Source organism: Ascidiaceihabitans sp. (assembly GCF_039986515.1).
Classification (GTDB): Bacteria; Pseudomonadota; Alphaproteobacteria; order Rhodobacterales; family Rhodobacteraceae; genus Ascidiaceihabitans.
In genome coordinates this window covers 318,814-345,464 of sequence record NZ_JBDWQO010000014.1, presented here as the reverse complement: position 1 = coordinate 345,464, position 26,651 = coordinate 318,814, and the positions used below count along the sequence as shown (strand labels likewise).

At 55.5% G+C, this 26,651-nt stretch carries 31 protein-coding genes and 1 other RNA gene; 14 read left to right on the top strand and 18 right to left on the bottom strand.

Annotation, left to right across the window (positions count from 1 at the left end):
- Positions 1 to 20: 20 nt before the first annotated feature.
- The 5 genes from pheS (at position 21) to ABJL60_RS14075 (ending at position 5,241) form a co-directional block, all read left to right on the top strand.
- Entirely contained in the window at positions 21 to 1,094 is a 1,074-nt protein-coding gene (gene pheS, locus ABJL60_RS14095) for a phenylalanine--tRNA ligase subunit alpha (protein ID WP_108827155.1), read from the top strand.
- 67 nt (positions 1,095 to 1,161) lie between these two features.
- Positions 1,162 to 1,392, top strand: coding sequence for a hypothetical protein (locus ABJL60_RS14090; protein WP_348375999.1), 231 nt, complete (start codon positions 1,162 to 1,164; stop codon positions 1,390 to 1,392).
- A 69-nt stretch (positions 1,393 to 1,461) separates the two neighbouring features.
- Positions 1,462 to 2,277, top strand: coding sequence for a polyhydroxybutyrate depolymerase (locus ABJL60_RS14085; RefSeq protein ID WP_348375998.1), 816 nt, complete (start codon positions 1,462 to 1,464; stop codon positions 2,275 to 2,277).
- 96 nt (positions 2,278 to 2,373) lie between these two features.
- Positions 2,374 to 4,770 (top strand): phenylalanine--tRNA ligase subunit beta, encoded by a 2,397-nt coding sequence (gene pheT, locus ABJL60_RS14080; RefSeq protein WP_348375997.1) that lies wholly within the window; start codon positions 2,374 to 2,376, stop codon positions 4,768 to 4,770.
- Positions 4,771 to 4,794: 24 nt separating this feature from the next.
- Positions 4,795 to 5,241, top strand: a complete 447-nt coding sequence (locus ABJL60_RS14075; protein WP_348375996.1) for a YtoQ family protein — start codon at positions 4,795 to 4,797, stop codon at positions 5,239 to 5,241.
- Here ABJL60_RS14075 and ABJL60_RS14070 read toward each other — a convergent pair.
- On the bottom strand, positions 5,238 to 5,936 hold the full coding sequence (locus tag ABJL60_RS14070; RefSeq protein WP_348375995.1) for a glutathione S-transferase N-terminal domain-containing protein: 699 nt from the start codon (positions 5,934 to 5,936) through the stop codon (positions 5,238 to 5,240). The two genes, ABJL60_RS14075 and ABJL60_RS14070, sit on opposite strands and share 4 nt — an antisense overlap.
- A 148-nt stretch (positions 5,937 to 6,084) precedes the next feature.
- Between ABJL60_RS14070 and mscL the strand changes: the two genes are divergently transcribed.
- The gene (mscL, locus tag ABJL60_RS14065; RefSeq protein WP_348287776.1) at positions 6,085 to 6,501 is read left to right on the top strand and encodes a large conductance mechanosensitive channel protein MscL; all 417 of its coding nucleotides are present in this window, start codon (positions 6,085 to 6,087) and stop codon (positions 6,499 to 6,501) included.
- 57 nt (positions 6,502 to 6,558) lie between these two features.
- On the opposite strand, the gene ABJL60_RS14060 is transcribed toward mscL, so the two are convergent.
- Positions 6,559 to 6,843, bottom strand: a complete 285-nt coding sequence (locus ABJL60_RS14060; protein WP_348375994.1) for a DUF1330 domain-containing protein — start codon at positions 6,841 to 6,843, stop codon at positions 6,559 to 6,561.
- Between the two features lie 98 nt (positions 6,844 to 6,941).
- Between ABJL60_RS14060 and ABJL60_RS14055 the strand changes: the two genes are divergently transcribed.
- Complete coding sequence (locus ABJL60_RS14055) at positions 6,942 to 7,829, top strand: LysR family transcriptional regulator (RefSeq protein WP_348375993.1); 888 nt, start codon at positions 6,942 to 6,944, stop codon at positions 7,827 to 7,829.
- Here the strand turns inward: ABJL60_RS14055 and ald are convergent.
- Complete coding sequence (gene ald, locus ABJL60_RS14050; protein ID WP_348287781.1) at positions 7,826 to 8,944, bottom strand: alanine dehydrogenase; 1,119 nt, start codon at positions 8,942 to 8,944, stop codon at positions 7,826 to 7,828. The two genes, ABJL60_RS14055 and ald, sit on opposite strands and share 4 nt — an antisense overlap.
- Before the next feature lie 143 nt (positions 8,945 to 9,087).
- Between ald and ABJL60_RS14045 the strand changes: the two genes are divergently transcribed.
- Positions 9,088 to 9,546, top strand: coding sequence for an Lrp/AsnC family transcriptional regulator (locus ABJL60_RS14045; protein ID WP_108827165.1), 459 nt, complete (start codon positions 9,088 to 9,090; stop codon positions 9,544 to 9,546).
- On the opposite strand, the gene ABJL60_RS14040 is transcribed toward ABJL60_RS14045, so the two are convergent.
- The 4 genes from ABJL60_RS14040 to rpsU form a co-directional block, all read right to left on the bottom strand.
- Complete coding sequence (locus ABJL60_RS14040) at positions 9,521 to 9,832, bottom strand: mechanosensitive ion channel family protein (protein ID WP_348375992.1); 312 nt, start codon at positions 9,830 to 9,832, stop codon at positions 9,521 to 9,523. The genes ABJL60_RS14045 and ABJL60_RS14040 overlap by 26 nt on opposite strands.
- Positions 9,810 to 10,100, bottom strand: a complete 291-nt coding sequence (locus ABJL60_RS14035; protein ID WP_348375991.1) for a hypothetical protein — start codon at positions 10,098 to 10,100, stop codon at positions 9,810 to 9,812. Before ABJL60_RS14035 ends, ABJL60_RS14040 begins: the two co-directional genes overlap by 23 nt.
- 124 nt (positions 10,101 to 10,224) lie before the next feature.
- Complete coding sequence (locus ABJL60_RS14030) at positions 10,225 to 11,202, bottom strand: CAP domain-containing protein (RefSeq protein WP_348287786.1); 978 nt, start codon at positions 11,200 to 11,202, stop codon at positions 10,225 to 10,227.
- Between the two features lie 271 nt (positions 11,203 to 11,473).
- On the bottom strand, positions 11,474 to 11,680 hold the full coding sequence (rpsU, locus tag ABJL60_RS14025; RefSeq protein ID WP_007118112.1) for a 30S ribosomal protein S21: 207 nt from the start codon (positions 11,678 to 11,680) through the stop codon (positions 11,474 to 11,476).
- Between the two features lie 113 nt (positions 11,681 to 11,793).
- Here rpsU and ABJL60_RS14020 point away from each other — a divergent pair, with 113 nt between their 5' ends.
- Complete coding sequence (locus ABJL60_RS14020) at positions 11,794 to 12,492, top strand: COQ9 family protein (RefSeq protein ID WP_348375990.1); 699 nt, start codon at positions 11,794 to 11,796, stop codon at positions 12,490 to 12,492.
- On the opposite strand, the gene ABJL60_RS14015 is transcribed toward ABJL60_RS14020, so the two are convergent.
- Positions 12,489 to 12,722, bottom strand: coding sequence for a hypothetical protein (locus ABJL60_RS14015; protein ID WP_348287790.1), 234 nt, complete (start codon positions 12,720 to 12,722; stop codon positions 12,489 to 12,491). The two genes, ABJL60_RS14020 and ABJL60_RS14015, sit on opposite strands and share 4 nt — an antisense overlap.
- Before the next feature lie 69 nt (positions 12,723 to 12,791).
- Here ABJL60_RS14015 and ABJL60_RS14010 point away from each other — a divergent pair, with 69 nt between their 5' ends.
- From ABJL60_RS14010 to ABJL60_RS14000, 3 genes are all read left to right on the top strand, one after another.
- Positions 12,792 to 13,781 (top strand): NAD(P)H-quinone oxidoreductase, encoded by a 990-nt coding sequence (locus ABJL60_RS14010; RefSeq protein ID WP_348375989.1) that lies wholly within the window; start codon positions 12,792 to 12,794, stop codon positions 13,779 to 13,781.
- Positions 13,782 to 13,971: 190 nt separating this feature from the next.
- Positions 13,972 to 14,520: a TetR/AcrR family transcriptional regulator gene (locus tag ABJL60_RS14005; protein ID WP_348375988.1), complete on the top strand. Its 549-nt coding sequence runs from the start codon at positions 13,972 to 13,974 to the stop codon at positions 14,518 to 14,520.
- Entirely contained in the window at positions 14,517 to 15,383 is an 867-nt protein-coding gene (locus ABJL60_RS14000) for a sterol desaturase family protein (RefSeq protein ID WP_348375987.1), read from the top strand. Before ABJL60_RS14005 ends, ABJL60_RS14000 begins: the two co-directional genes overlap by 4 nt.
- On the opposite strand, the gene ABJL60_RS13995 is transcribed toward ABJL60_RS14000, so the two are convergent.
- Positions 15,363 to 16,004, bottom strand: coding sequence for a ribonuclease T2 (locus ABJL60_RS13995; protein WP_348375986.1), 642 nt, complete (start codon positions 16,002 to 16,004; stop codon positions 15,363 to 15,365). The two genes, ABJL60_RS14000 and ABJL60_RS13995, sit on opposite strands and share 21 nt — an antisense overlap.
- A gap of 139 nt (positions 16,005 to 16,143) precedes the next feature.
- Here ABJL60_RS13995 and ABJL60_RS13990 point away from each other — a divergent pair, with 139 nt between their 5' ends.
- Complete coding sequence (locus ABJL60_RS13990) at positions 16,144 to 16,899, top strand: DUF1013 domain-containing protein (protein ID WP_108827174.1); 756 nt, start codon at positions 16,144 to 16,146, stop codon at positions 16,897 to 16,899.
- A 21-nt stretch (positions 16,900 to 16,920) separates the two neighbouring features.
- Here the strand turns inward: ABJL60_RS13990 and ABJL60_RS13985 are convergent, their stop codons facing one another.
- The 6 genes from ABJL60_RS13985 to ABJL60_RS13960 are packed head-to-tail and all read right to left on the bottom strand — an operon-like array spanning position 16,921 to position 22,842.
- A complete protein-coding gene (locus tag ABJL60_RS13985; protein ID WP_348375985.1) occupies positions 16,921 to 18,660 on the bottom strand; it encodes an ATP-binding protein in 1,740 nt (579 codons plus the stop codon).
- Positions 18,661 to 18,708: 48 nt separating this feature from the next.
- Positions 18,709 to 19,302 (bottom strand): recombination mediator RecR, encoded by a 594-nt coding sequence (gene recR, locus ABJL60_RS13980; RefSeq protein ID WP_348287804.1) that lies wholly within the window; start codon positions 19,300 to 19,302, stop codon positions 18,709 to 18,711.
- Positions 19,299 to 20,324, bottom strand: coding sequence for a TraB/GumN family protein (locus ABJL60_RS13975; protein ID WP_348375984.1), 1,026 nt, complete (start codon positions 20,322 to 20,324; stop codon positions 19,299 to 19,301). The genes recR and ABJL60_RS13975 overlap by 4 nt, the downstream gene beginning before the upstream one ends.
- Before the next feature lie 23 nt (positions 20,325 to 20,347).
- Positions 20,348 to 20,692 (bottom strand): YbaB/EbfC family nucleoid-associated protein, encoded by a 345-nt coding sequence (locus ABJL60_RS13970; RefSeq protein WP_108827178.1) that lies wholly within the window; start codon positions 20,690 to 20,692, stop codon positions 20,348 to 20,350.
- 18 nt (positions 20,693 to 20,710) lie between these two features.
- A complete protein-coding gene (locus ABJL60_RS13965) occupies positions 20,711 to 21,103 on the bottom strand; it encodes a hypothetical protein (protein WP_348375983.1) in 393 nt (130 codons plus the stop codon).
- The gene (locus ABJL60_RS13960; protein ID WP_348375982.1) at positions 21,079 to 22,842 is read right to left on the bottom strand and encodes a DNA polymerase III subunit gamma/tau; all 1,764 of its coding nucleotides are present in this window, start codon (positions 22,840 to 22,842) and stop codon (positions 21,079 to 21,081) included. The genes ABJL60_RS13965 and ABJL60_RS13960 overlap by 25 nt, the downstream gene beginning before the upstream one ends.
- Before the next feature lie 185 nt (positions 22,843 to 23,027).
- Between ABJL60_RS13960 and ABJL60_RS13955 the strand changes: the two genes are divergently transcribed.
- Entirely contained in the window at positions 23,028 to 23,990 is a 963-nt protein-coding gene (locus tag ABJL60_RS13955; RefSeq protein ID WP_348375981.1) for a hypothetical protein, read from the top strand.
- Positions 23,991 to 23,997: 7 nt separating this feature from the next.
- On the opposite strand, the gene ABJL60_RS13950 is transcribed toward ABJL60_RS13955, so the two are convergent.
- The 3 genes from ABJL60_RS13950 to ABJL60_RS13940 form a co-directional block, all read right to left on the bottom strand.
- Complete coding sequence (locus ABJL60_RS13950) at positions 23,998 to 24,354, bottom strand: DUF202 domain-containing protein (protein WP_348375980.1); 357 nt, start codon at positions 24,352 to 24,354, stop codon at positions 23,998 to 24,000.
- Positions 24,355 to 24,514: 160 nt separating this feature from the next.
- Positions 24,515 to 24,612: signal recognition particle sRNA small type (gene ffs / locus ABJL60_RS13945), an RNA gene on the bottom strand.
- 46 nt (positions 24,613 to 24,658) lie between these two features.
- Positions 24,659 to 26,545, bottom strand: a complete 1,887-nt coding sequence (locus tag ABJL60_RS13940; RefSeq protein ID WP_348375979.1) for a 5'-nucleotidase C-terminal domain-containing protein — start codon at positions 26,543 to 26,545, stop codon at positions 24,659 to 24,661.
- Positions 26,546 to 26,651: the final 106 nt, after the last annotated feature.

The following is a 26,651-nucleotide window of genomic DNA, read 5'->3' as shown; positions in this document are numbered from 1 at the left end:
ACATTATTTGAGGGGCCGTCATGGACGATCTGAAAGCCAAATATCTTGACCAAATCGCAGGTGCTGCTGATGAAGCCGCCCTTGAGGACATTCGCCTGGCTGCTGTTGGCAAAAAAGGCGAAGTTGCGTTGAAGATGCGTGAATTGGGCAAAATGACTCCCGAAGAACGCCAGACAGCGGGTCCGGCGCTGAATGCCCTCAAGGATGAAATCAACAGCGCTTTGGCCGCTAAAAAGGCGGGTCTTGCCGATGCCGCGTTGGATGCGCGTTTGCGCACTGAATGGCTGGATGTCACCTTGCCGACGCGTCCGCAACGTCGTGGGTCCATTCACCCGATTTCCCAAGTCACCGAAGAGGTGACGGCCATCTTCGCAGAGATGGGATTTTCCGTGGCCGAAGGCCCGCGCATCGACACCGACTGGTATAACTTTGACGCGCTGAACATCCCCGGCCACCATCCGGCGCGTGCCGAAATGGACACATTTTACATGCACCGCGCGGAAGGCGACGACCGCCCGCCACACGTGTTGCGCACCCACACAAGCCCCGTGCAAATCCGGTCGATGGAGAAAACGGGCGCGCCCACGCGGATCATCTGCCCGGGCGGCGTGTACCGCGCGGACTACGATCAGACCCACACACCCATGTTCCATCAGGTCGAAGGGCTGGCGATCGACAAAGATATTTCCATGGCCAACCTCAAGTGGGTTCTGGAAGAATTCGTGAAATCCTATTTCGAAGTTGATAACGTGGACATCCGCTTCCGCGCGTCACACTTCCCGTTCACTGAACCATCAGCCGAAGTCGATATTCGCTGTTCTTGGGAAGGAGGCACGCTGAAAGTGGGCGAGGGCGACGATTGGCTCGAAATCCTTGGCTCTGGCATGGTGCATCCCAAAGTGCTGCAAGCGGGCGGCATTGATCCGGCCGAATGGCAGGGCTTTGCCTTTGGCATGGGGATCGACCGCATTGCGATGCTGAAATACGGCATCCCCGACCTGCGGGCGTTCTTCGACAGCGATCTGCGCTGGCTGCGGCACTACGGGTTTGCGGCGTTGGACACACCGACATTGCATGGCGGGTTGAGTAGGTAGGCCTTTGCATTACCTCGTTGTTCGTTTTTCCGACTACTATGCGTGGTGTCAGCGCAAAGTACCTTCAGTGTCGCGTTGGGCCGTGCGGTCCATCACAGCGCTTTGTTTCGTCGTGCATGTGGTAACTCTGTTTTCCGGCAATCTTGCAGTATATTTCGCGGTCGGCACGGCCAGTGTACCGCTTGTGGTGTTTTTGCATGCCCATGAAACATACACACGCAAAGAGGCCCGGATTCGTCAGGCGCAAATGGCGTCGGTGCTGCGGGTCAAAAGCAAGCTGGATCAGAACGCCAAGTGAAGGGTTTCGTCTTATGGCGCCACGATTTTGTGAGATGACTTCCCCAACACCATCCGCCATGTAAGGCGTATGAAATACGCCATCGCCCTGCTGCTTGCCCTTGTCACACTGCCTGCCCATGCCATGGGCCCTTGGAAACGCGATTGTCTTTTGGATGTGCCCTGCGCCGTGGGTGACCGGTCCTATCACGTCAGGGAGCCCGACGATTGGGATGGCGAAACCGCGATGCCTGTTCTGATCCACTTTCACGGCTGGCAACGCACTGGTGCTTTGCCTGTGCAACATCAGCGCATTTCAGGGGCCACACGGCGGCGCGGGGTGTTGCTGATTGCGCCCAACGGGCTGCGCAAAACGTGGAACATGTGGTCCCCGGAAACCGAGGATGTGGCATTTGCACAGGCCGTTCTTGAGGATGTTGCCAAACGCTATCCCATTGACCGCAATAACATTTTCATCTCGGGCTATTCCTACGGCTCGATCATGGCGTGGCGTGTGGCCTGTGATCGTGGCGGCCAGATGAATGTCCGTGCCCTGCTGGGGATTTCGGGAACGCTGTCGCAAGGCGAAGACTGCGCACAAACCCCCACACATGTGCGCCATGTGCATGGGCTAAATGACAATGTGCTGGATTTTAAATACGGGGCAGACGGGGACGCGACCTATCCGGTGGCCTTGTGGCGCCAGCGGATGGGCTGCGGGGACGGACATGTGCAAAGCAGCTACAATGTGGTTGATTTTCTGACGTTTCAGCGCACGGAGTGGGCCGATTGCGCGATGGGAACGGGCGTGGTTCTGGACACGCATCCCGGCGGGCACTTTATCCCGCACGGCTGGATTGGGCGGCAACTGGATGAACTGTTGGGTCGTGTGCCTACCTACCCGTAAGGTGTCGCTTTAGCGCACCATTGCTTGCACTTGAGGTCATTCTTTGTCATTGCACAGGGAAGACAAATCTTTCGATTTCCCAAAGGCACTCCCGCGATGAAATTCACGCTCTCTTGGCTCAAAGACCACCTCGACACTGATGCGTCTCTTGATGACATCCTCTATGCGCTGACCGACCTGGGTCTCGAAGTTGAGGGCGTCGAAAACCGTGCCGCGAAACTGGCTGATTTTACCATCGGCTACGTCGAAAGTGCTGAAAAGCATCCCGATGCAGACCGTTTGCGGGTGTGTCAGGTCAACACAGATGAAGGCATGAAGCAGATCATCTGCGGCGCCCCCAACGCGCGGGCGGGGATCACGGTGGTTGTGGCCAAACCCGGCGTTTACGTGCCGGGCATCGATACCACCATCGGTGTGGGCAAAATTCGCGGCATCGAAAGCTTTGGCATGATGGCCTCAGAGCGCGAGATGGAGCTGTCGGATGAACACGACGGTATCATCGAATTGCCGTCAGGTGACGTGGGGCAGCGTTTTGTTGATTGGCTGGCGGAACACGATCCCGCCAAAGTCGATCCTGCCATTGAAATCGCAATCACACCCAACCGCCCCGATGCCCTTGGCGTTGAAGGCATCGCACGCGATCTGGCGGCACGGGGCCTTGGCACACTCAAATCACGTGACGTGGAATATGTGCCTGCCAGCTTTGCGTCGGACATTCAGGTCAGCATCGACGAGGACACGCGCGATGGCTGTCCGGTCTTTTATGGCCGTTTGATCAAAGGCGTGAAAAACGGCCCGTCCCCGGCATGGCTTCAGGATATCTTGCGGGCAATCGGCTTGCGGCCGATTTCTTTCCTTGTCGATGTGACCAACTTCTTCACGTATGATCGCAACCGCCCGTTGCACGTCTTTGATGCAGATAAAGTTGCAGGCAACCTGCGTGTGCACCGTGCCACAGGCAATGAAACGCTGATCGCTTTGGATGAAAAATCCTACGCGCTGCAAGCGGGTCAAATGGTCATTTCCGATGATACTGGTCCTGAAAGCATTGCAGGTATCATGGGGGGGCTCGACACCGGCTGCACCGAAGACACTGTGAATGTCTTTGTCGAAAGCGCTTATTGGGATCCGGTTCAAATCGCCTACACAGGCCGCGCCCTCAAGATAAACTCGGACGCGCGGTATCGCTTTGAACGGGGCATCGACCCTGCCTTCACCTACGAAGGGCTGGAACGTGCGGTGCGCATGATCGTGGATCACGCCGGCGGCGAAGCTTCTGAAGTTGTTGTTGCTGGCAAAGACCTGAACACAGCGCGGGCTTACAAGCTGGACGCAGCACGCGTGCAATCTTTGGTGGGCATGGTTATTCCCGAAAGCACCCAGCGCCAGACCTTGACCGCCCTTGGATTCCGCTTGGAAGGTGATATGGCGCATGTCCCAAGCTGGCGGCCTGACGTGCAAGGTGAGGCCGATCTGGTCGAAGAAGTGGCGCGGATCGCGTCATTGACCAAGCTGAAAGGCGTGCCTTTGCCACGTTTGACGGATGGTGTGTCTAAGCCGGTCATGACACCTATGCAGCGCCGCGAACAAATGGCGCGCCGGACCGCTGCTGCTTTGGGTTATAATGAATGTGTAACATATACGTTCATCGACCAGGCCTCAGCGGCTTTGTTTGGTGGCGGCGATGACGCGACTATGCTGGAAAACCCCATCAGCTCAGATATGAGCCACATGCGTCCCGCGCTGCTTCCGGGGCTTTTGCAGGCCGCGGCCCGCAATCAGGCACGTGGATTTCAAGATGTGGCCTTGTTCGAAGTCGGCCCTGCATTTCATGGGGGCGAACCGGGCGAACAACACAATCTAGTCACTGGATTGCTGGTGGGCCGCACAGGCCCCAAAGACTTGCATGGCGCATCGCGCGACGTCGATGTTTTTGACATCAAAGCCGACGCAGAGGCCGTTTTGGCCGCCATGGGGGCGCCTGCAAAAGTACAAATCATGCGCGGCGCACCCGACTGCTGGCATCCGGGCCGCCATGGCAAAATTTGCCTTGGTCCTAAAAAGGTGTTGGGTATATTCGGGGAAATCCATCCAAAAGTACTGGCAGCGATGGACATCAAAGGCCCTGCAATGGGCTTTACCCTATGGCCGTCCGAGATTCCGTTGCCACGCAAAGCCGGAGCCAACAAAGGCGCATTGACCATCAGTGACCTGCAAGCAGTAGAACGTGACTTCGCATTTGTTGTGGACGCGGACGTCGAAGCATTGACGCTGGTCAATGCCGCCGCCGGTGCCGACAAAGCGCTGATCCATGATGTGCGTGTGTTTGACGAATTCATCGGCGACAGCTTGGGCGAAGGCAAAAAATCCTTGGCCATTACTGTGCGTTTGCAACCAAAGGATGCCACACTGAAAGATGCGGACATCGAAGCGGTTGGTGCAAAGGTGATTGAAAAAGTGATCAAGGCCACCGGCGGCGTGCTGCGCGGCTGACCCTTTCAAAACAGGAGACATGGCATGTTGAACGTATATCTTTCCGGTGAAATCCATACCGATTGGCGCGAGCAGATCACGCAAGGCGCAAGTGACCTTGATGTGGCGTTCAACAGCCCTGTGACGGACCATGCAGCGTCAGATGATTGCGGTGTGGCGATCCTTGGGGACGAACCGAACAAGTTCTGGCATGACTGCAAGGGCGCACAAATGAACGCTATTCGCACCCGCAAAGGGATCGAGGATGCGGACGTCGTGGTGGTGCGTTTTGGCGAAAAGTACAAACAATGGAACGCCGCGTTTGATGCGGGCTACGCGGCAGCGCTGGGCAAATCCCTGATCGTGCTACACGGTGCGGATCACGCCCATGCTCTGAAAGAAGTCGATGCTGCCGCGTTGGCGGTTGCAGAGGACCCGGCCCAGGTTGTCCAGATCCTCCGCTATGTTTTGACAGGTGCCTTGCCCGCTTAACCGCGCGGCGGAATGGTGCGCCCTTTGACGACGGCAGGGCGGGCCAGAAAGCGATCGAGGTAGGCCACGACATTTTTGTGGTCTTCCCATGCGACAAGTTCTTTGGTTCCGTAAAAATCCAAAGCGGCCAGCCATGGTGCAATCGCAATATCTGCGATGGAATAGTCACCTGCGATCCAGTCTTTGCCGTCCAGTTCTTTGTCCAGAACTGCAAGTAGCCGTTTGCCTTCGTCAATGTAGCGCTGTTGTGGACGCTTATCTTCCCATTCGGATCCCGCGAATTTGCTGAAGAACCCCAATTGCCCGAACATCGGACCCAAGCCCCCCATCTGGAACATGACCCATTGGATAATCTTGGCTTTGTCCGCTGCGGTTTTGCCGATCAACTTTCCAGACTTTTCAGCCAGATAGATCAAAATCGCACCAGATTCGAACAACCCGAAGGGGGCGCCATCCGGGCCATCCGGATCAACAATAGCGGGGATCTTGTTGTTTGGGTTGAGTGACAGGAATTCGGGGCTTTTTACGTCAGCATCGGACAACGTCACTGTGTGCGCCTCATAGGGGATTCCCATTTCTTCAAGGGCGATGGACACTTTCACCCCGTTGGGTGTGGGGAAGGAATAAAGCTGCAAGACGTTTGCATCTTGTGCGGGCCACTTTTTGGTGATCGGAAATGCGCTAAGGTCGGTCATCGTGTTCTCCTGATGAATTATGAGGCAAAACTAGTCAGTTTCCCCCGTAAAAACAGTCTTCAATAGGCGCGAAGATGTGCTAGGCCATGTGCGCAGGCGAACGTTTACAAAAAGACGACGGCCATTTCGACAAAACGAGGGAACTAAAATGCTTAAAGAATTCAAAGATTTCATTGCCAAAGGCAATGTCATGGACATGGCTGTTGGGATCATCATCGGTGCTGCCTTCACAGCGATCGTCGGGTCACTTGTTGCTGACTTGATCAATCCTATCATCAGCCTGTTCATGGGCGGCGTGGACTTTAGCGGCATGTATGCTTTGTTGGGTGACGGTGAATACGCATCTATCGCAGAAGCGGAAGAAGCAGGTGCGGCTGTGTTTGCCTACGGTCGTTTCATCATGGCCATCATCAACTTCCTGATCATCGCCTTTGTGGTGTTCATGCTGGTGCGCACCGTGAACAAGATGAAGAAGAAAGAAGAGGCAGCGCCAGAACCGGAAGCACCAAAAGGCCCGACGCAAGAAGAGCTGTTGGCGGATATCTTGGTTGCTTTGAAGAAGTAATGAACTTTTAAATGATCTACCGAAAGGCCCGCCGGACTGTCCTGCGGGCCTTTTACTTTATCCCAGAAGGATAAGGTTTGTATTGCCGGACCCCCGACGCAAGTCGTGTGTCTCAGCCAGCTCTGGGTCTGCATGCCAGGCCAGTGCCGCATCTGCATCAGGAAAACTCAGAACTGCGGCCATCGTTGGCGTGTCTTGGTCTCCGTCCAGGCGCGTGATGCTACCAGACGCTTGCACGACAGCCCCGCCATGTTTGGCCAGCGCTTGCGCTGCAACTTCGCGGTACTGCGCCAATCTGTCAGGATTGGTTAGGGATAGTGTAAACACTGCGTGGGTCGCCATTGGATCTTCCTTTTGTGATGTGATCCGAAAGTAAGGCCTGGCTTTTACGTGCAAAAGTGCTCAACATTGCGCCTGCAATGTGCAAAAATAATCAGGTTATGACCGACTGGAATGATCTGAAACATGTCCTTGAGACTGTGCGCCAAGGCGGGTTAAGCGGCGCGGCGCGTGTCCTTGGCGTCAATCACGCGACTGTATCGCGACGGATCGCAGCGCTTGAGGATGTGATGGGTGCACGCCTGTTCGATCGCCTGCCACAAGGGTATGCGCCGACAGTCGCCGGACTGGAAGCCGCAAACGCGGCAGAGAAAATGGAAGCTGCGCAGCTTGATCTTAGTCGTACGCTTGCGGGGCGCGACCGATCGTTGAGTGGCCCTTTGATTATCACGGCCCCGTCGCTGGTTATTGAACGCGTGCTTGCGCCGATCCTTACAGCATTTTCGCAAACCCATCCCAACATCGACATGTCATTGATCGCCAGCAACACACCGTTGAACCTGGCAAGGCGCGAAGCAGACATCGCCTTTCGGATCGCGGACGAGCCAACGGAAACACTTGTCGGCATCCGGATTGGTCCCCAGAAGGCATGTGTTTATGCGAGCAAAGAAATAGTTGCGGGTTTGGGGAACCCAAGCATTACGACTTTGGATTGGGTGCGGTTTGCGCATTGGCCGGGCTTGCCTGCAGAAATTCGCAGCGCTTGGCCGAAACGGCGTGTGACGGTTGTTGTCGACGATATGGTTGCAGCGATCGGGGCCACGCGTGCAGGTATGGGAGCCACGCGCATGCCATGTTTTCTGGGCGACAGTGATCCAAATCTTGCGCGGGTGCCTGGAATTGCACCGTTTGACTATCCTGCAATTTGGGTTCTGACCCATCCCGATGTGCGTGATGTTCCACGCATAAAGGCTTTTATGGGGTTCGCAGCCATACATCTGCGTGCGATGCGCCCCAAATTTTTGGGGCACACCGACGGTGCAACTTAGGCTTTCAATGCCAATTGCGGCGACAACACGTCTAGCCCCAAGGCTTTGCCAACGGCAAAATAGGTCAGCTTGCCTGCATGCACATTCAAACCAGCAAGCAGATGTGGATCATCTTCGCAGGCTTGGCGCCAGCCCTTGTCGGCCAGAGCAAGCATGAACGGCATCGTGGCATTGCCAAGGGCAATGGTCGAAGTTCGCGCAACGGCGCCCGGCATGTTGGCGACGCAGTAATGCATAACGCCATCCACATCATAAATCGGGTCCTGATGCGTGGTGGCACGGGACGTTTCAAAACACCCGCCCTGATCAATCGCCACATCCACAAGGGCTGCCCCCGGTTTCAGTTCGGACAATTGTGCGCGGCTGATCAGCTTGGGGGCCGCAGCGCCCGGGATCAGCACGGCGCCGATGATCATGTCGGCTTCACGGGCCAATTCGATGGTGTTGCCCGCGCTGGCGTAGCTTGTTTTGAACTGCCCGCCAAACACATCGTCGAGGTAACGCATGCGCCCCAAAGACCGGTCCAGCACGGTCACGTCGGCGCCCATGCCCGCCGCGATGCGCGCCGCATGCGTGCCGACCACGCCGCCGCCGATGACGACCACACGTGCAGGACCCACACCTGGAACGCCACCCATCAAAACGCCGCGCCCGCCGTTGGCTTTTTGCAAAGTCCATGCTCCGACTTGAGGGGCCAGGCGCCCTGCGACTTCGGACATCGGGGCCAGCAACGGCAAGCCGCCCGCGGCGTCAGTTACGGTTTCATATGCGATGGCTGTGCAGCCTGATTCCAGCAGATCGTGCGTTTGCTCTGGATCGGGGGCAAGGTGCAGATATGTAAACAATAGCTGGCCTTCGCGCAGCATTTTCCGCTCACCTGCTTGGGGTTCTTTTACCTTCACGATCATATCTGCCGAAGCAAAGATTTCCTCTGCTGTTGCTGCGATTTCCGCGCCTGCTGCGATGTAGTCTTCGTCCGGAAAGCCAGCACCTGCGCCCGCATTCGTCTGGATCACGACGGCATGGCCGTGTGCGACGGCTTCGCGCGCAGCATTGGGCGTCATACCGACGCGATATTCTTGGGGTTTGATCTCTGTTGGGCAGCCGATACGCATGTGCGTTCCTCGTTGGGTTTTTTGAACTGCCTAATTATTAGGCAAGTAGATGCGCAAATTGATACGGAAGATTGGCCTTTTGGGTGGGGTATTGTCGAAGATTGTGTTAATAATTTTGTGATTAATCGAAGGAATCTGCGCATATGAGCTTGGACACAACAGACCGTCGCATCCTAACTGTTCTGCAACGCAAGGGGCGGATGTCCAATGCGGACCTGTCCGAAGAAGTGAACTTGTCAGCATCTGCGTGTCACCGGCGTGTGCAACGGTTGGAAACGGACGGGTACATAAAGGACTATGTTGCCTTGTTGGATGCGCGAAAACTGGGCGTGCCGACAACTGTGTTCGTGGAAATTACGCTGCGGGGGCAAGCGGATGACGTGTTGGACGCATTTGAGAAAAGTGTGCGCCGCATCCCTGATGTGTTGGAGTGTCACTTAATGGCGGGAACGGCTGACTATTTGCTTAAGGTCGTGGCCGAAAACACCGAAGACTTCGCGCGCATTCACCGCCAGCACTTGGCCCGTTTGCCTGGGGTGCAGGGGATGCAGTCCAGTTTCGCGTTGCGCACGGTGTTCAAGACAACGGCCTTGCCTGTCTAATTTTCGCTGAGTGGCGTGGATTGTAAGGGAACGGGATTTTGATGCCTGCATCGTCCAAGGCGCGTTTGACAGTGGCAACCACCTGATCACGCGACTGGCGCACTTCCACCGGTTTTGATCCGGTCCACCACGTCACCTCGAAATTGATGGAAGACTCCGCGAACTCTAGCGCGACGATCTGGATCGGCTTGTCGTCTTGATGGACAGTGTCGCAGGTTGAGACAGCTGTGGCGATGACGTCGCGGGCTGCGTCGACATCCTCATCATAGGCGACACCGCAAATCACAGTGACGCGGCGCGTGCCCCAATCTGCCCGTCCGTGCGGCGGATATGGCTTTCGCGGATCGCAAAGTGATCAGCAAAGAAAACAAGTCTTTGAGGCTTTGACGCAACTTCGTGTGGGTCAGCGCGCGGCCAAAGATGAAATATACCAAGTGGTTGATACCCCAAACAGCCACCAGCACGACGACCGCAACAGCAATTTGCGGGATCATTTCGATGCTAGCACGCAAAATTTGCTCAAGCTGTTCGATCAGGATTTTGACAGGTTCCATGGGTTGCTTTCTGTTGGTCTACAGTCACAACGCACGGCGGCCAGAAAGATTCACGGGAAGCGGAGAAAAAGACCCCCCCGCTGATGGCCCAGCGGGGGAGCTACGTCTACCCAATGGGCAGTGTTTACGCCATCAGGAACACATCCTGATCTTGGGGAACAATGTACTCGTCCAGATCGAAATCGCGCAATTGATCCAAAGCCATGGTCTCTGCGGCAACAAACGGTGCTGCCGCGTCTTGTGATGCGACAGGATCATTGTCCTGGGAAGCTGGTTCTGTGGGGGCGACGGTACGCAATCTGAAGCTGTCCCAGTCTCCCCATTCGGTACCGTCGTGTGCTCTGATTTTCATATTCCCGCGATCGCCCATGCTGTCGGCTGTGATACGAAGGCTTTCAATGTCGTCGGCGTCGATGCGGTAGGTGCCGGGATCATCAAAGGTGCGACCGTCGATCTGGATTTTGAAATCATCCAACTTGTTGCGCACCATAAACTTGGTCGGGGCATCACCATCAGCATCGCGAAATTTTACAAGTTTGCCAGCGTCCAACCATTCATTGGGTGAAAAGGTCAAACGGTTCAGCCAGGCAACGGGGGGCATGTTGTCTTCGGGTTCCGGGTCCGGCGGCGGGGGTGTCGTGCCGCCGTCAATGCGCAAAGGCGCATCAGTTGCGGCAAAATTCTGGGTGACCATCACGGAATCATAGCCTTTGTAGTCGCCGCGCTCGATGCCGATGCCGATGACCTCAAAATCGGGATTTAAAATGTTCGCTCTGTGTCCGGGGCTGTTCATTAAACCGGCATGCAGGTTCTCGACATCGTCTGAAATCCCTGTGCTTCCGCGCTCTGATTGCCAGGCTATGTTTTCGCCCGAGGTCCAATTCCCGCTGAACTCGAAATCCGAATCCCGCATTCTGTCACCCGGGCTTGAGTCATTGCTGCCAGTGTGTGAAAAGACGTCGCTGTTTAACATCCACTCGCTGTGGTCTTCGCTGGATGCGTTCAGCCGTAATTCCAACTGCAAGGGATCCAATCCACGGGATGTGCGTTCTTCGTTGATCAGTTCCAGCATCTGCTGTTCAAACAAACTTGCTTTAGACATTTGGTTCTCCATTGTTGTCTGCGTGCCAGTGCTACTGTCGCGCTTTGCAAGCTGGCCAGAGGATCGAGGAGATGGAACCGGAATGGGCTGAACCAAGCCTGTTTCGCTGTTCACCATCGGCAGCGTCCAGCCGTTTTGAAAAAGTGACCAAATCGGCTGTTTCGCGCTGAAAGAGCGCAGGCAAATGAACGCCCAGTATAACGCGGATAAAAGAAAACCCCCGCCGATCACTCAGCGGGGGGTCTCAAATTTCCGACAATGCGGGGCTGACTTACATCATACCTTCGCGTTGTGCTTTCTTGCGTGCCAATTTACGGGCACGGCGGATCGCTTCGGCCTTCTCGCGTGCTTTTTTCTCGGACGGCTTCTCGAAATGTTGCTTAAGCTTCATTTCACGAAACACACCTTCGCGCTGAAGTTTTTTCTTCAGGGCGCGCAGCGCTTGATCGACGTTGTTATCGCGAACACTAACCTGCATGTGGTTTTCACCACCTTTCTAGTTTGAAGTTGCAAGGATTTGCAGGAAGTTGGCCAATAGCAAACCAGACCTATATTGTCTAGTATATAGCTTGGAATGCGCAGGAGAGTCCTATGACCACCCCCTATGAGACCACAAAATCGCAGCTTTTGGATGCCGCATTGATGCATGTCGCCTTTGATGGCTGGTCTGAAGCCACATTTCAGGCGGCGGTGCGGGATGCAGATGTCGAATCGCCGATGGCGCGGGCGGTGTGTCCACGTGGGGCCGTTGATTTGGCCATTGCCTACCACAACCGTGGTGATGCGGTGATGGTTGAGCGGTTGAAAACAGAAGACCTAAGCGACATGAAGTTTCGCGACAAGATTGCAGCCGGTGTTCGTTTTCGGATTGAAGCTGTCACGGACAAAGAGGCGGTGCGGCGCGGTACCACTTTGTTTGCTTTGCCCACGCATGCGGCGGATGGTGCGAAGCTGGTGTGGGGCACTGCGGATCATATCTGGACGACGCTTGGCGATATGTCGGACGACGTGAACTGGTACACAAAACGTGCCACATTAAGCGGTGTTTACAGTGCGACAGTTCTGTATTGGTTGGGTGACAACAGTCCCGACAACGCAGCGACGTGGGACTTTTTGGATCGGCGTATTGACGACGTGATGCAGATCGAAAAGATGAAAGCCCATGTGCGCGACAGCCCGACCCTTAGCAAGCTGATGGCTGGCCCCAATTGGCTTTTAAGCCACATAAAAGCGCCGACGCGGATGCCAAATATTGATTTGCCCGGCAGCTGGACCAGCCCGCGTGACTAAGTGCGTAGGGTGATCAATGTGATTCCCAACACCACAACGACAAAGATGTGTGCTTGCACCACAGCGTGGCCTGGCCCGACAGCCACGACCGTGGCCAGTTTGTAAACGATTTGTAGTGTAAACAACACAATGGCGATCTGGTTTGCGTCCATGCCGGCATTGTTGGTGAGCAATGCGTAGGTCAGTGGGAAAACGATAAGGCAGTTTAACGTGAGGGCGAAGACGAGCAAGGATGCTCCTTTGCGGCTTTGCCATGGCAGATGCACCTGATACGCAGGGGGAAAGCGAAAGGATCACCCATGACCACCACAATGCGTGCGATAGAAATCACCAAACCTGGCGGACCGGAGGTCTTGCAGGAAACGACGCGGCCTATGCCTGTCGCAGACCATGGCCAAGTTGTTCTGAAAGTGGCGTTTGCTGGGGTGAACCGCCCGGACGCTTTGCAACGCGCTGGCATGTATGCTCCGCCTCCGACGGCCAGCGACTTGCCCGGTCTGGAAGCATCCGGTGAAGTGGTCAGCGTAGGCGATGGTGTGAGCGGTCTGGCTGTGGGCGACAAGGTTTGCGCCCTGCTGCCCGGTGGTGGATATGCGCAATACGTAGCGACCCCTGCGGCGCATTGTTTGCCTGTGCCTGCGGGCCTATCGTTAAAAGAAGCGGCTTGCCTGCCCGAGACGTTCTTTACCGTATGGTCCAACGTCTTCACGCGGGGTGGATTAAAAGCAGGTGAGCGGTTTTTGATTCACGGTGGATCCAGCGGGATTGGTACGACAGCCATCCAATTGGCGCACGCCTTTGGCGCACGGGTGTTTGTGACAGCGGGCTCCGACGAAAAATGCGCAGCCTGTGTGGCGCTTGGGGCCGAGCGGGCAATCAATTACCGCGACGAAGACTTCGCGACAGTCATGAAGGCCGAAGGTGGCGCCAATCTGATCCTTGATATGGTTGGTGGGGATTACATTCCGCGTAACGTAGCCACTTTGGCCGAAGACGGGCGTCTGGTACAGATTGCATTCTTGCAAGGGCCAAAGGTGGAACTGAACTTTGCGCTGATGATGATGAAGCGATTGACGATCACAGGCAGCACCTTGCGCCCGCAAAGCGACCTTGCGAAAGCGCGTATTGCCCAGGATCTGGCAGAAGCTGTGTGGCCCCTGATCGAGGCCGGCAAAGTGAAGCCCGTGATGGACGAGACCTTTGATTTTGCAGATGCGGCGAAGGCACATGCGCGCATGGAAAGCTCCGCGCATATTGGGAAAATTGTTCTAAGCGTTGCTGGCGGCTGAAACGTCCAGACATTTTGGTACTTTGAAACACCGCAGCCCGTCTTAAGCGTCAAACCTTAAGGCGGGCTGTTTTTCTTTGTTGCTTGTTTTTCCAAAGAAAAGCGCAATGCATGTCCGGGGTCCGGCGAAAATTTGCGATTGTGAAAAATCAATCTTGCAAATTGCGTCTCATATGAGACATACATGTCTCATGAAGGCGCTTAAACTCACAACCGAACAAGCAATCATCGAAGCCGGTTTTGCCGTGTTCAGCGCAAATGCCGGGGCATCGATGGCCGACGTTTCCAAGCATGCCGGTGTCGGGCGGGCGACTTTGCACCGGCATCATCCATCCCGCGATGCGCTTCTGAACACGCTTGCCAAAACAGCTTTGACCGAACTTGATGCTGTTGTTGTGCAGGCCACCGAAAACGCCACAAGCTACATGCAAGGCTTGGAATGGGCGCTGGGTGCAATCCTGCCTTTGGCCAACCGACAGATGTTTCTGGCAACTGCAATTTTTGAAGCAGATGCTGCATTGCAAGAGGCATACGCAGCTGAAGACGCAAGCCTGCTCAGCGACATCGACAAGGCCAAAGCGGAAGGCGGGTTTGACCCTAATCTTCCAACCGCCTGGATAGCCGAAGCCTACACACATTTAATATATGCCGCCTGGAAGCTGGTTCAGGACGGCGCCGCGACCCCAAATCAAGCAGCCGCTTTTGCGTGGCGCACACTTTTGAAAGGCAATGGCCCATGACATCCGAGACATTGGCACAACTCTCGACCCAGATTGATGATGCATTCTTAGTGCTTGGCGCATTGATCCTGTTGATCGAAATCGCTGAGACGCTGTTTAAAGGATCCCATAAAGGCAGAACCTTTGCTGAGATGTTGGTAAGCGCATCAACACAGATCCCGTCCATTTTGGTGGAGGTGACCATTCTAACCGCGGGCTACGGGGCCTTCTTTATGCTGTCCGATGCGTTTGTGCCTTGGGTAATGCCCATAACATGGTGGAGCGTTGCGTTGGTCGTACTTGCAGCAGACATCGTATACTATTGGGAACACCGCATCGCCCATCAGGTGCGCTTGCTGTGGACGCAGCACGCGGTTCATCATTCATCGCGCGATTACAACATCATCACCGGTATTCGTTTTGGTCCCTTGGAAGGGCTGTGGTCATTGATTGCGCATTTGCCGTTGGTTTTTGTCGGCTTCCCACCGCAATTGATTTTCTTCGGACTTGTAATTGTGCTGGCGTATCAGACTTGGATTCACACAGAAACGATCGGCAGGTTAGGCCCGTTGGATCGTATCTTTAACACACCCTCAAACCACCGTGTGCATCACGGATCAGATGATAAATATCTGGATCGCAACTATGGTGGTATTTTGATCGTGTGGGACCGTTTGTGGGGGACATTCCAAGCGGAAGAGGAAACACCGCGCTATGGATTAAAACGCGATTTCGATAGCCGCAATCCTTTGCGGGTGTGGTTTTCAGAGCTTCCGGGCCTGATGCGTGATGTCAAATCTGCCCAGACATGGGGGGATGTCTGGGGATACTTGGTGAAAGCGCCAGGCTGGAAACCGAGCCATTCACCGAACCGGAGTGAATAACGCGTCTTTCATTTTGCAATCACGCACCACGTCTTGGCCGCAAGGCACGGGTTTCAAATCCCGACTTAGGCAAATGCGCGCTTCCTGGATATGTGCCTGCTTGCAGGTGATGGTCACGCCGTCCCGTTCCAGCGTGGGGTTCGCTTTCAAGAACGCGTCTTCGACAACAGAGGCTGGCAGTTTCACGTCTTTGGTCAGTTTGCGGAACACCTCCGGACGGGTCACGGTCGCGTAAGCTTCGCGGGACAGGGCATAATACTGGGCGGCACTTAGACCTGTGCAGGTGCCGTGCTTTTTCCACTGATGCCAAGCCAAGCCGCCGGTGCCCATAGTGTCTGCCATGGCGTTTGTCATGCCGCGTGACGGGGGGCGTTCCGCTGTAGGGCAATAAGACGGGAAACCGCGGTGGAATTGCGGCCACAGCCCATGCAGGATCCACCCATGATCGTGGCGTGCTTCGCACTGTGGCGAATTCCGGGAATCGCCTTCAAGGGCGCACCAGTTGGGTGACCAGCTTAGCGCCATGACATAGTAATCAAACTGCCCCGCTTTTTCGCCCTCTGATAGCGCAGGCAGTGTCGCCGTCAACCAGATCAGAAACGCTGTCAAATACCTGTGCATATGGGTCTTTCCTTATTGCTTGGTCCCGACTATATACGCTTCAAGTTCCCCTACAATGGAAACCGCCTTGACCGCCAAGGCAGCCTATTTCAGGCGACGGGGAAGATATGGTTGACGATATGCATAAGGAGCATGTGACATGGCAAAACCGATTATGGCGAAAGCCACGGCTGTTTGGTTGGTAGACAACACAACAATCAGCTTCAAACAGATTGCAGACTTTGTTGGCATGCATGAACTTGAAGTGCAGGGCATTGCAGACGGTGACGTCGCTGCGGGTGTCAAAGGTTTTGATCCGGTGACGAACAACCAGTTGACCCAAGACGAAATCGACGCCGCACAAAACAGCCCGTTGCACAAGCTTGCGTTGAAATTCAACGCTGCAGCGCAAGGTGAAGAAAAGCGTCGCGGGCCGCGTTATACGCCACTGTCCAAACGTCAGGATCGTCCGGCGTCCATCCTGTGGCTGGTCAAGTTCCACCCCGAATTGACAGATGGTCAGGTCAGCAAGCTGGTTGGTACAACCAAGCCGACGATTCAAGCCATCCGGGAACGCACGCATTGGAACATCGCCAACATCCAACCCATTGATCCGGTCGCTTTGGGGCTGTGCAAGCAATCTGAATTGGATGCCGCGGTCCAGAAAGCTGCTGCGAAAAAAGCCGCTGCGGGCGAAGTCATGACAGACGATGAGCGTCGCAAGTTGGTCAGCACCGAACAATCCCTGGGCATGGATGCGGAACCAAAGATCCCGACTGCTATCGAAGGTCTTGAGACGTTTTCGCTATCGGACGACACATCCGATGATGAAGATGACAACACATCCGGTTTGGTTGATGCTGACAGCTTCTTTAACCTGCCGTCAGGCGGCGGCGACGAAGACGAACAACCCTAATCTGTTGTTTGGACACGAAACCTAGATTTTTGCAGGGTTTGGCTTAGGGGCGTTTAGCCCTATGCGTTCAAGCTCTGCAAAAAGATCTGCCCTTTTTAGCGGTTTAGGTAAAAAACCGTCCATCCCCATGCGGCAATAGTTGCGCCGTGCGTCGTCAAGCGTATTGGCCGTAAGTGCAATGACCTTGGGGCGCAGAACATCCTTGGGCAGGTTTTGCATTTTGTCAAAAACCACTGTTCCGTCCATGTCTGGCATTTTGATGTCCAACAATAAGACGTCCTGATCCGAGACTTTCATTGCCTCAAGCGCCGCGGTTCCGCCTGAAACAATTGTCACCTCAGCCTGTGTGGAATTTAGAAATTTCTCTACGATGTACCTGTTTGCGGGGGTGTCGTCAGCGGCCAGAATGCGCCAACCCGTCAGGTCAGGTGTCTTGTTGTCTTGTACAGCTTGGGAGGATGCGGCGGGCGCTACGCGGGTACATGGTAGGGTCAAAACAAATTCTGATCCTTTACCGATTGTGCTACGAACTTTCAGTGTTCCACCCATTGCCGTTACCAAACCATGTGAAATGGACAGACCCAATCCTGTCCCCATAGCTGCGCGGGCATGTTCGTCGTCGACTTGACTGAAATCGCGAAACAATTGCCCCATTTCGTCGTCGGTCATGCCCCGCCCGCTGTCGGCCACGATGACTTCCAGAATGGGCAGGCCCCTGTTGTTTGGCATCAATGTCGTTTTGACCACCACGCTGCCTTGGTCGGTGAACTTGATGGCGTTTGAAACCAGATTGGACAATATCTGTCCGATCCGTAACCGATCCATTGAAATGGTCAAAGCTTCATCGTCGGGGCGAAATTCGCAGCGCAATTCCAAATGCTTTTGTTGGGCGTTGGCCTGAAACAACGCAACAGTGTGCCTTACGACATTGCGTAAATCTACCGGTGCATAGATCAGTTGCATTTGCCCGGCTTCGATTTTCGCTTGATCCAGAATGTCATCCAGAATGGATTTTAGGCTTTCGCTTGTGTCGATCAGGATGTTTGCCTGATGTAGGCTATCTTGGGTTTTGGCCTGGCTGCGTTGAAGTTCTGCAATCCCCATAATTCCATTAAGAGGTGTTCGAATTTCGTGGCTGATGGTTGTCATAAAGCGCGTTTTGGCTTTTGCGGCTTCCGTAGCTTCGTGCTGGGCTTTGTTTTTGGCCCGCATAACGGATCTGGCTTTGTAAATAACCATGATGGAATGCAAGCTTAGAATAAGTAGTCCGGCCAGTCCTGCCCATTGGTGTTCGGTGCTTTTAGTGAAATACATTGTGATGGCGGATGCAATACACACGGGAACTATGAGGCACCCGTAGCTTAGGGCGATACTGCCTACGCCGATCAAAAGAGGCTGGGTCATGCAGCCAACGATAACCATAAAGCCCATCATGACAGCGGTCGGCGATGAGTGCGTGACCAAGAACAAGGCGAGGCTGCAAAATGAGAAAGCGGACAAGATATTGAGGGACGCCCAAACCCCATACAGTTTTAATGAAAAATGTGCTTTGCTGATCCGAACACAGGCAATTTCGGCAACCTCTGCCACAACGATGGCTATGGCGATCACTGCAATGACTTGCCACTTTAAAAAGTAGCTGGAAAGCGCAAAAATCGCGATAACTGCAGATGTACGGGCAATAAAATCAGCCTGAATGGCTGCAGCACCCGCTGCCATATCCTGTTCCAGCATTTCTGTTAATCGGGTCAAAGTCATCATGTGACCGAACTACAGCCGACTTCTTAAAAGGAGGTTATGGCCGGTAGACTAAAGTGACTTCCGCGCACGCATCGCTGCCGATATCGTGCCGTCATCGAGGTAATCCAGCTCACCGCCGATGGGCACACCTTGGGCCAAAGACGTCAACTGAACCTGCCCCTCCAATTGGTCAGCAATATAATGGGCTGTTGTTTGACCGTCGATGGTGGCGTTCAAGGCCAAAATGACTTCGGAAATGCCTTCGGCTTGCACCCGGTTCAACAATTTAGGGATGCGCAGTTCGCTGGGCCCCACTGCGTCCAGGGCTGACAACGTGCCACCCAAAACGTGATATCGGCCTTTGAACACGCCGGATCGTTCCATGGCCCACAGGTCTGCCACGTCTTCCACCACGCAAAGTTCACCGTTTGCACGCTTTTCTGACGTACACAAATCACACACATCCAAAGTGCCGACATTGCCGCAATTCAGACATTCTCGTGCTGTGGCTGCGACGGTTTGCATCACATCGGCCAAGGGGGTCAGCAACAAGGCGCGTTTGCGGATCAGATGCAGCACCGCACGGCGGGCGGACCGTGGGCCTAGGCCCGGCAATTTCGCCATCAATTCGATCAAGTCATCAATGTCTTTGGTGCTGCTCACTGTGCAACCTCTTTGGGGGTCGGGATACGGTCCACTTTAAAACCGGCGTCTCTTAGGACTGCGATCATGCCTGTTTCGGTAGGCAAATGCCACGACCCGATGGCCATAAACAGCCCGCCTTGGGACAATTCAGGCAAGGCCGCTTCCAAAAATTGACGATTGCGTTCGACCAGCAGGTACGCGTCGACACGGTCCACAAGTGCGGGCCCAATATTATGTCCAAAAAAGGCCTGTGCGGCACTGCGTTCCCACATCATGGCAGCGCCGTTGCGGCCCTGAAGGTACAAGGCATAGCTTGTGGCGCGGGCTGTGTCCGGGGCAGCAGGATTCAGCGTCGCGCCGTACAGGTTGATAAGATCAAATGCCAAGCCGCGGTTTTCCGGTTTGTTCAGATGCTCAAGAAATGCATCTTGGGGCTCCAGTCCCATAATTTTCGCCCCTGCAATTGCACCCAAAGTCTGGATCAGGCTGTCTTGGGTGGGATAAGTGCCTGATGCAAAATCGGAGCAGGGGTCGTTCAGCATGATTTCTGCCAGACCGGTGGGTGTGATCCATTCCACGGCATCCGCCCCCCAGCCGATCCCGTCCAGACGCGCTTTTAACCATGCCAGGATACGCAGATCAATTTCTGTGTAGACCTCTGATGCGTCTTCGCCCGGCTCGCGCAGAATGTCCAAGCCAGAACGGACCTGATCCATTTTTGTGCGTGACTGGAAGACGAAATTGGTTTCCAACGCAACAACGCGCGCAGCGGCTATGGCATCGCGCACAGATTGTGGCAAATCCAGCAGCTTGGGATCGTTGGAATGGTTGGTGCCCCAGATATGGGAAACCATCCCCTCGGTAGAGGTAATCCTCCAGAAATTGCCAACCCCATTAGGCAAGGCCGCGCCATCGGTGATCAGCGCGTCCAAATTGGCGGGGGCAACGGCTGTGTCATGCAGGGCCACGGTGTCCACCTGACAGGCGTCATAGGTGAACCAATCCTGAGCCGACACCGAACAGGCCAGCGTCGATAGCACTGCCCCTGCTATGGCAGCGCGGATCAGAATGGCAGCTTCATGTCTTTGGGTAGACCCAAACCATCGGTCAGCTTGGTCATTTCTGCTTCGGCCTTCGCCGCCGCTTTGGCTTGCGCGTCTTTGATGGCGGCCAGGATCAGGTCCTCGACCACTTCTTTTTCGTCACCGTTGAAGATGGACGGGTCAATGTCCAACGCCTTCAAATCGCCCTTGGCGCTGGCCGTGGCCTTCACAAGGCCCGCACCAGATTCGCCCACAACCATGACGTTGTGCAGGTCGTCCTGCATTTCTGCCATCTTTGTTTGCATTTCTTGGGCTTTTTTCATCATGCCGGCCATATCGCCAAGCTGGCCAAGTCCTTTGAACATCGCGTGTCTCCGTTTGGGTCAAAGCCGCGTGCTGCGCGGCGAGGTATACAGTATCGTTGCAATACATATTGCAGCGACAACCAGAATGAACAAGGCCGGCGAACCGACGCAGCCTTCAAGGGTGGCTTGTTGTTGCACGGCGTCCCCTGCGCCAACCATCGACACAACCGACACCCAAGCTGCCCATGCCACAGTGACGCCCAATCCGCCCCACTTGCTGCGAAAGCGCAGGACAAGGGCCGTGGCGACCAACAGCACCAAAGACGGCGGCGTGCCGAACAGGGCGATCATTTCTGTGAAAGCGGTGGCAGGTGTGCCGGGCACCCAATGGGGTCGGACCTTGTCGCAGACTTCGGCCAGCGCAGAGGTGGGCAGCGCCGCCAAAATCAATCCTCTTCGAAGGGATCCCATTCGTCTTCCACTTCTGGCAGGGCATCTTCGTCTGCCTCTGCGGCTATTTGTTCCGCGGTGCGGATGGCTGTGATCTTTGCACCGGGAAATTGGGTTAATACGGCTTGCACCATCGGGTGATTTTCGGCTTTCGCTTGCAGTTCCAAGTCAGCCGCGTCGCGGATTTCGGCGATGGTCTTGGCGCCGCCTTCATTGACGATGGTGACAGCCCAGCGGTTGCCCGTCCAAAGTTGCAGCTTCGCGCCAAGCCGTTGGGCCAGATCACGGGGGGCCGTGGGGGTGGGCACAAATTCGATGCGCCCGGGCTGGTAAGAGGCCAGTTGCAGGTCGGTTTCCACATCCACCAACAGCTTGCCATCGCGGTTGATGCGGATCAGTTCGACAACATGCTCAAACGTGGGAAACCGGGCAAGGGCCGCATCTGCGTCGACCGCAACGGCGGCCATTGTGCCACCACTGCCGGGCTGCGCGGGGGCAGCTGTGGCCGCGTAAGCTGCCGTGGCTGACTGTCCCCCTTGGCCTCCTTGGGGCGCAGCAGCAGTGCCGCCGCCATTTGCAGGGGCAGGGGGCGGCGAGATACCGTTCAGCTTGCGTACCAGTTCTTCGGGGCTGGGCAGGTCGGCCACATGGGTCAACCGGATGATCGCCATTTCTGCGGCCATCATGGCGTTGGGGGCTGCAGCCACTTCGTCCAATGATTTCAACAGCATCTGCCACAGGCGTGTCAAAACACGCATGGGCAAGTTTTCGGCCATGGCCAGCCCGCGGGCACGTTCATCTGGCGATACTGTGGGGTCTTCGGCTGCATCCGGTGTGATTTTGACGACGGACACCCAATGGGTGATTTCCGCCAGATCGCGCAAGACAGCCATTGGGTCTGCGCCGTCTGCATATTGACCCGAAAGCTCTGTCAACGCAGCTGCGGCGTCACCGCGCAGCACCATGTCGATCAAGTCCAGAACGCGGCCCCGATCGGCCAAACCCAGCATCGCGCGCACCTGATCCGCGGTGGTTTCGCCCGCGCCGTGGCTGATGGCCTGATCCAGCAAAGATGTGGCATCGCGCACGGACCCTTCGGCGGCGCGCGTGATCAAAGCCAGCGCATCATCCGCGATTTCGGCACCTTCCGCCGTGGCGATCTTGCGCATCAGGGCGATCATCACTTCGGGTTCAATGCGGCGCAGATCAAAGCGTTGGCAACGCGAAAGAACCGTGACGGGTACTTTGCGGATTTCGGTGGTGGCGAAGATGAATTTGACGTGGGTGGGCGGCTCTTCCAGCGTTTTGAGAAGCGCGTTAAAGGCCGAGGTGCTCAGCATGTGCACCTCATCGATGATGTAAATCTTGTAGCGGGCCGACGCGGCGCGGTAATGCACTGAATCGATGATTTCACGGATGTCGCCAACGCCGGTGCGTGATGCGGCATCCATTTCCATGACATCGACGTGGCGGCCTTCCATGATGGCGGTGCAGTGTTCGCAAACGCCACATGGATCGGTGGTTGGGCCACTTGTGCCATCGGGGCCGATGCAATTCATGCCCTTGGCGATAATGCGTGCTGTGGTTGTTTTGCCGGTGCCACGAATGCCTGTCATTACAAAGGCTTGGGCGATGCGGTCTGCCTCAAATGCGTTGCGTAGGGTGCGCACCATGGCGTCCTGTCCCACCAGATCGACAAAGGTCTCAGGCCGGTACTTGCGGGCCAGAACCTGATAGGCAGGAGCAGGGGTGTCAGACATCAATTGGCTTTCTGTGGATTCGTCACAAACAGAAGGTAATGCGCCCCGCGCTGAACGTCCACAGCGGCAAGTGTTGTTGAGGAATTTGAAACAGTTCGTTTCGCACGTCGTGGCTGGAATAACTTGTTAAAAATGCGACGAAAATCTATTGATAGTTGTATTCTTTCATTCGGGGAAATTCGTCCATGTTCGGTTTGTTGGCTCTTTTAGGTTTGGGTCTGGGGTTTTCTGCTCTGATTGGAGGCGACGATAGCGGCGACGATGCGTCAGGTGATCAAGCGTCTCCGACAGAAGGCGCGGACGTTGTTTCGGACGAAGCATATCGCGCAGATTTTGTCGCGGAATTCGACGATCTGGTTGCAGAGGGCGAAATCACGCAAGGTCAAGCCAACCAGGCGTTGGGGCAAATTGATTTTGTTAGCGGTGCGCAAGACATCGATGCATTGGGCGGTGATGACTACCTTCTTCTTGGTGCGGGCGACGATACAGTTGATGGTGGTGCGGGTGACGATGTGATCCTGACCGGTTTGGGCGATGACAGTGTAGATCTTGGCGAAGGCAGCGACGTTTATGGTGCTGATTTTCGTGACATCCCAAGCGTAGATGACATTCAGCCCTTTCCCACAGCGGATGACAGCGGCAACCTGTCTGAGGCAACGGTTGAAGGTGGCGACGACACGATCAATGGCGGCGTTGGCAACGATGCGATTTCTGACAGTTTCGGATCAAACGTGATCAACGGCCAGCAAGGGACCGATTTCATTGTGTCAGTGGATGATGCGTCGGACCAAGGAACGGCAGACACGGTCAGCGGTGGCTTTGGTTTTGACACGCTTGTGGCTGATGAAGGCGATGTTGTTGAAACCGGCAACGGACGCGACAGCGTTGTGGTCGAGACCTACAACGGCGTCGAAGAAGGGTATGATGTGGTCACGATCACGGATTTTGAACAGGGTGAGGATTCCCTTGTTGTTCAAGGCCAGCCCGGTCTTTTGAACCCCGTCGGGGATGAAGACACCGTTACAGTCGAGAATTCGCAAGACGGCGAAGACGCGATTGTGTTGATCAACAACATTCCGGTTGTGCGGGTTGTCGGCGGCGCAGGCCTTGCGGAAAGCGATGTGACGGTGTTCGTCGACAGCCGCTAAACCGCTGTTACAAAGACCAAAGCACGCCGCCTGTCGCCAGCTTTGCAATCGTCATGGCCACTGCAAGTTTTGTAAAACTTTTTGACGGTAACGCCTCGGCGTCGTGTTGCGTGATCCGTTCAAGGGTTTTGCACGCCTGTCGTCGCGCCATCCAAAACACCCCGATGGCAACGACCAGAAATATCGAAGCGACAGCCTTGGCAACCCAAATCGGGTCTGTGGCGCCGAAGACGGCCTTCAACCCGATCGCTATCCCCACGGCCCCCAATCCCATGCCCATCCATGATGCGAATGTGCGTTCATTGGCCAGAACGGTGCGGTCTTCGGCCCAATCGGTGCGTGTTTGTGACGAATCGTTAGCCACAAACCTCACCATAGGGACAGCGGGCGGATTGGGTAGGGGCTTGTGCGTTGGGAAGTGGAGGTGAGGGCCGTTTTGGGTGTGACGGTCGGTGCTGCCCTCTCGTAGTATCTTGCGGATACCTCTGCCGGGCTACGCGCAAATTGCTTTGCAATTTGCGCTTGGGTGAGAGATTGACAACGACCCAAACGGGACTCGTTACGGCTGCTTCCTTCCGGATCTGACCGGGTTGGCGAGGCGCTTGCCCGCGCCAACCTCTCGATTGACCATATAATGAGTCGTGAAACGACGTGCAAGGGCCGTGGCGTTACAGGTGCAAACGCAATGCACAAAAACCGTCTGCGGTGTCGCCCAGATCAACGGGCTTATACCGCGCGATTTGTGCAAGGTGTGTCCGCGCGGCAGGGCTTGTTTTGTAGATCGTATGCAGATCCAGGCCCGGCGACAGGGCCCAACGGCTTTCCGGGGCGTCTGCCTGACAGAGCGGATTGTGGATCAACCACGCCAGCGCATCGTTGACTGTTTCTTCGCATCTCACGCTGACGGCTTGGGTGGTGCAGCCGGGATATTGTCCGCCCCCCGCCAACCTGTAGCTGTTGGATGCCATCAAAAATTGCTGTGAGTCTTCCAATGGCGCACCGTCAAACGTCAGGTTTTCGACACGGTATGCGGTTTTATCAACAAGGGTGCCGTCGGGATCGTAACGGCTTGGACGTGTTGGGTTTATTGTGAAATCGACGCCGTGCAGAACGTCAAAGTTGAACCCCGGTGCGTTTGGATCAAGCAGCATTTGATCCGGGGTATCCGGCCGTTGGATCGCAAAGACGGCCGCACAGCGTTCTAGCCATTCACGCACGTCTCGTGCCGTGACGACACGGCCCCAAATCGCATTATCAAAGGGCACAAGGGGGATGACATCACGGCGCCGCAACGGGCCTTTGTCAAATGCGACGTAGTTGTCTGGCCCGGCTTTTCCGCCCGATGCTTGCGCCGAAGTGCTGACCAGAAGGGGCAGTTCAGCATGCGCTGTGCCCGCTATGTGGCGTTGCATGGCAAGACGTTTCGCGTGGGCGATGAATGTCAGGTCCGAACTGGTATGGAGCAACGAAAAATAACTGTTTAGCGGGGCCGAGGCGACCCCGACGGCTTCTTCCATTCTTACTTTGGTGCGTTGATGCGCTGCATCGGTGGCTTGCAAAATGGCAGGATCGTGAAGGGTCGTGCAGGGGGCACTGCGCAAAGTGACGCAATGGTTCAGCACATGCCATGCGCCATTTGCGTGTCCCAGGTTCAGGTCCAGAACCGCCAGATGCGACCCGCCAAATCCGGGCATCGCCGCGGGTGTTCCGTTTAAGGTGCCCTTTACAGGATCGCTGCCGGGAACAGCCTGCGATGCGCAATCAGGAAACAAATTATGTGTGTGACCCGCGATCACAGCATCGATGTCCGGGGTATTCGACAACTGCAACGCTGCGTTTTCTGCGTCCTTTGGGCCATCGTCACGCCCAATGCCAGAATGGGCAAGCAACACAACCAAATCCGCGCCGGCCGCTTTGACTTTTGGCACTTGCAGGTTCACGGCGTCTTGCATGCTGCCGATGGAAGCACGGCCCGACAGATGCTTGCTGTTCCAGATCATCGTTTGTTCGGGCAGTACAGAAACGACACCCACCTTCAAATCGCGGACCACCCCGTCAGAGCAAGTGGCCTGTTGGTCAACAATCGTCCACATACGCACGTCCGACAGCGCCTCAGAGGCGATGTTGCTGCACACTGTCGGGGCTTTGTATTGGGTGCTGACCGTGTCCAAAAAATCCAATCCATAATCAAAATCATGGTTTCCCAGTCCAATGGCATCGTAGCCAAGGGCATCAAAGGCCAAAGCCATCGGGTGATTGTACGAAAGCGGAGGTTGCGCTGCGGTGTCAGCGATTGGGGCGCCTTGCAAAGCGTCACCGTTGTCCAAAAGAATACACGCGCCTTCGCCGTTTTCGGTGCGGGCTTGCGTGATCATGCTGGCAAGTTGCGCCAGCCCTGCTTTGGCCTGCGGTTTACCGGTGATGTAATTGAAGCCTCTGAGGTTCATGTGCAAATCACTGGTAGCAAGAATGCGCAAGCTTGCCTGAGCGACTACACCGTCGCGCCATTGATGTTTTTGGCCGGAATTCACGTCTTTATTCCTTCTTCGGATCATAGACTAAACCAGCATCTCGCCCGTTGCGATAGTAAACGTAGGGTAAAACCCGCCAAAGGCGAAGTTTGTGACGCGGCCCCAGACGAAAGCCGTGATTTTGGGCATC

What these genes read in the sequence shown, in the direction of transcription:
- ABJL60_RS13940 (WP_348375979.1), bottom strand. Translation starts at nt 26,545, where the DNA reads ATGATCCGAAGAAGGAATAAAGACGTGAATTCCGGCCAAAAACATCAA.
- ABJL60_RS14010 (WP_348375989.1), top strand. Translation starts at nt 12,792, where the DNA reads ATGACCACCACAATGCGTGCGATAGAAATCACCAAACCTGGCGGACCG.
- ABJL60_RS13995 (WP_348375986.1), bottom strand. Translation starts at nt 16,004, where the DNA reads ATGCACAGGTATTTGACAGCGTTTCTGATCTGGTTGACGGCGACACTG.
- ABJL60_RS14060 (WP_348375994.1), bottom strand. Translation starts at nt 6,843, where the DNA reads ATGGCGACCCACGCAGTGTTTACACTATCCCTAACCAATCCTGACAGA.
- rpsU (WP_007118112.1), bottom strand. Translation starts at nt 11,680, where the DNA reads ATGCAGGTTAGTGTTCGCGATAACAACGTCGATCAAGCGCTGCGCGCC.
- ABJL60_RS14070 (WP_348375995.1), bottom strand. Translation starts at nt 5,936, where the DNA reads ATGACCGACCTTAGCGCATTTCCGATCACCAAAAAGTGGCCCGCACAA.
- ABJL60_RS13985 (WP_348375985.1), bottom strand. Translation starts at nt 18,660, where the DNA reads ATGATGACTTTGACCCGATTAACAGAAATGCTGGAACAGGATATGGCA.
- ABJL60_RS14085 (WP_348375998.1), top strand. Translation starts at nt 1,462, where the DNA reads ATGAAATACGCCATCGCCCTGCTGCTTGCCCTTGTCACACTGCCTGCC.
- ABJL60_RS14045 (WP_108827165.1), top strand. Translation starts at nt 9,088, where the DNA reads ATGAGCTTGGACACAACAGACCGTCGCATCCTAACTGTTCTGCAACGC.
- ABJL60_RS13965 (WP_348375983.1), bottom strand. Translation starts at nt 21,103, where the DNA reads ATGGGATCCCTTCGAAGAGGATTGATTTTGGCGGCGCTGCCCACCTCT.
- ABJL60_RS14035 (WP_348375991.1), bottom strand. Translation starts at nt 10,100, where the DNA reads ATGGAACCTGTCAAAATCCTGATCGAACAGCTTGAGCAAATTTTGCGT.
- ABJL60_RS14075 (WP_348375996.1), top strand. Translation starts at nt 4,795, where the DNA reads ATGTTGAACGTATATCTTTCCGGTGAAATCCATACCGATTGGCGCGAG.
- ABJL60_RS13970 (WP_108827178.1), bottom strand. Translation starts at nt 20,692, where the DNA reads ATGTTCAAAGGACTTGGCCAGCTTGGCGATATGGCCGGCATGATGAAA.
- ABJL60_RS14005 (WP_348375988.1), top strand. Translation starts at nt 13,972, where the DNA reads ATGAAGGCGCTTAAACTCACAACCGAACAAGCAATCATCGAAGCCGGT.
- ABJL60_RS14055 (WP_348375993.1), top strand. Translation starts at nt 6,942, where the DNA reads ATGACCGACTGGAATGATCTGAAACATGTCCTTGAGACTGTGCGCCAA.
- ABJL60_RS13955 (WP_348375981.1), top strand. Translation starts at nt 23,028, where the DNA reads ATGTTCGGTTTGTTGGCTCTTTTAGGTTTGGGTCTGGGGTTTTCTGCT.
- mscL (WP_348287776.1), top strand. Translation starts at nt 6,085, where the DNA reads ATGCTTAAAGAATTCAAAGATTTCATTGCCAAAGGCAATGTCATGGAC.
- ABJL60_RS14030 (WP_348287786.1), bottom strand. Translation starts at nt 11,202, where the DNA reads ATGTCTAAAGCAAGTTTGTTTGAACAGCAGATGCTGGAACTGATCAAC.
- pheS (WP_108827155.1), top strand. Translation starts at nt 21, where the DNA reads ATGGACGATCTGAAAGCCAAATATCTTGACCAAATCGCAGGTGCTGCT.
- ABJL60_RS13960 (WP_348375982.1), bottom strand. Translation starts at nt 22,842, where the DNA reads ATGTCTGACACCCCTGCTCCTGCCTATCAGGTTCTGGCCCGCAAGTAC.
- ABJL60_RS14020 (WP_348375990.1), top strand. Translation starts at nt 11,794, where the DNA reads ATGACCACCCCCTATGAGACCACAAAATCGCAGCTTTTGGATGCCGCA.
- pheT (WP_348375997.1), top strand. Translation starts at nt 2,374, where the DNA reads ATGAAATTCACGCTCTCTTGGCTCAAAGACCACCTCGACACTGATGCG.
- ABJL60_RS13990 (WP_108827174.1), top strand. Translation starts at nt 16,144, where the DNA reads ATGGCAAAACCGATTATGGCGAAAGCCACGGCTGTTTGGTTGGTAGAC.
- ald (WP_348287781.1), bottom strand. Translation starts at nt 8,944, where the DNA reads ATGCGTATCGGCTGCCCAACAGAGATCAAACCCCAAGAATATCGCGTC.
- ABJL60_RS14000 (WP_348375987.1), top strand. Translation starts at nt 14,517, where the DNA reads ATGACATCCGAGACATTGGCACAACTCTCGACCCAGATTGATGATGCA.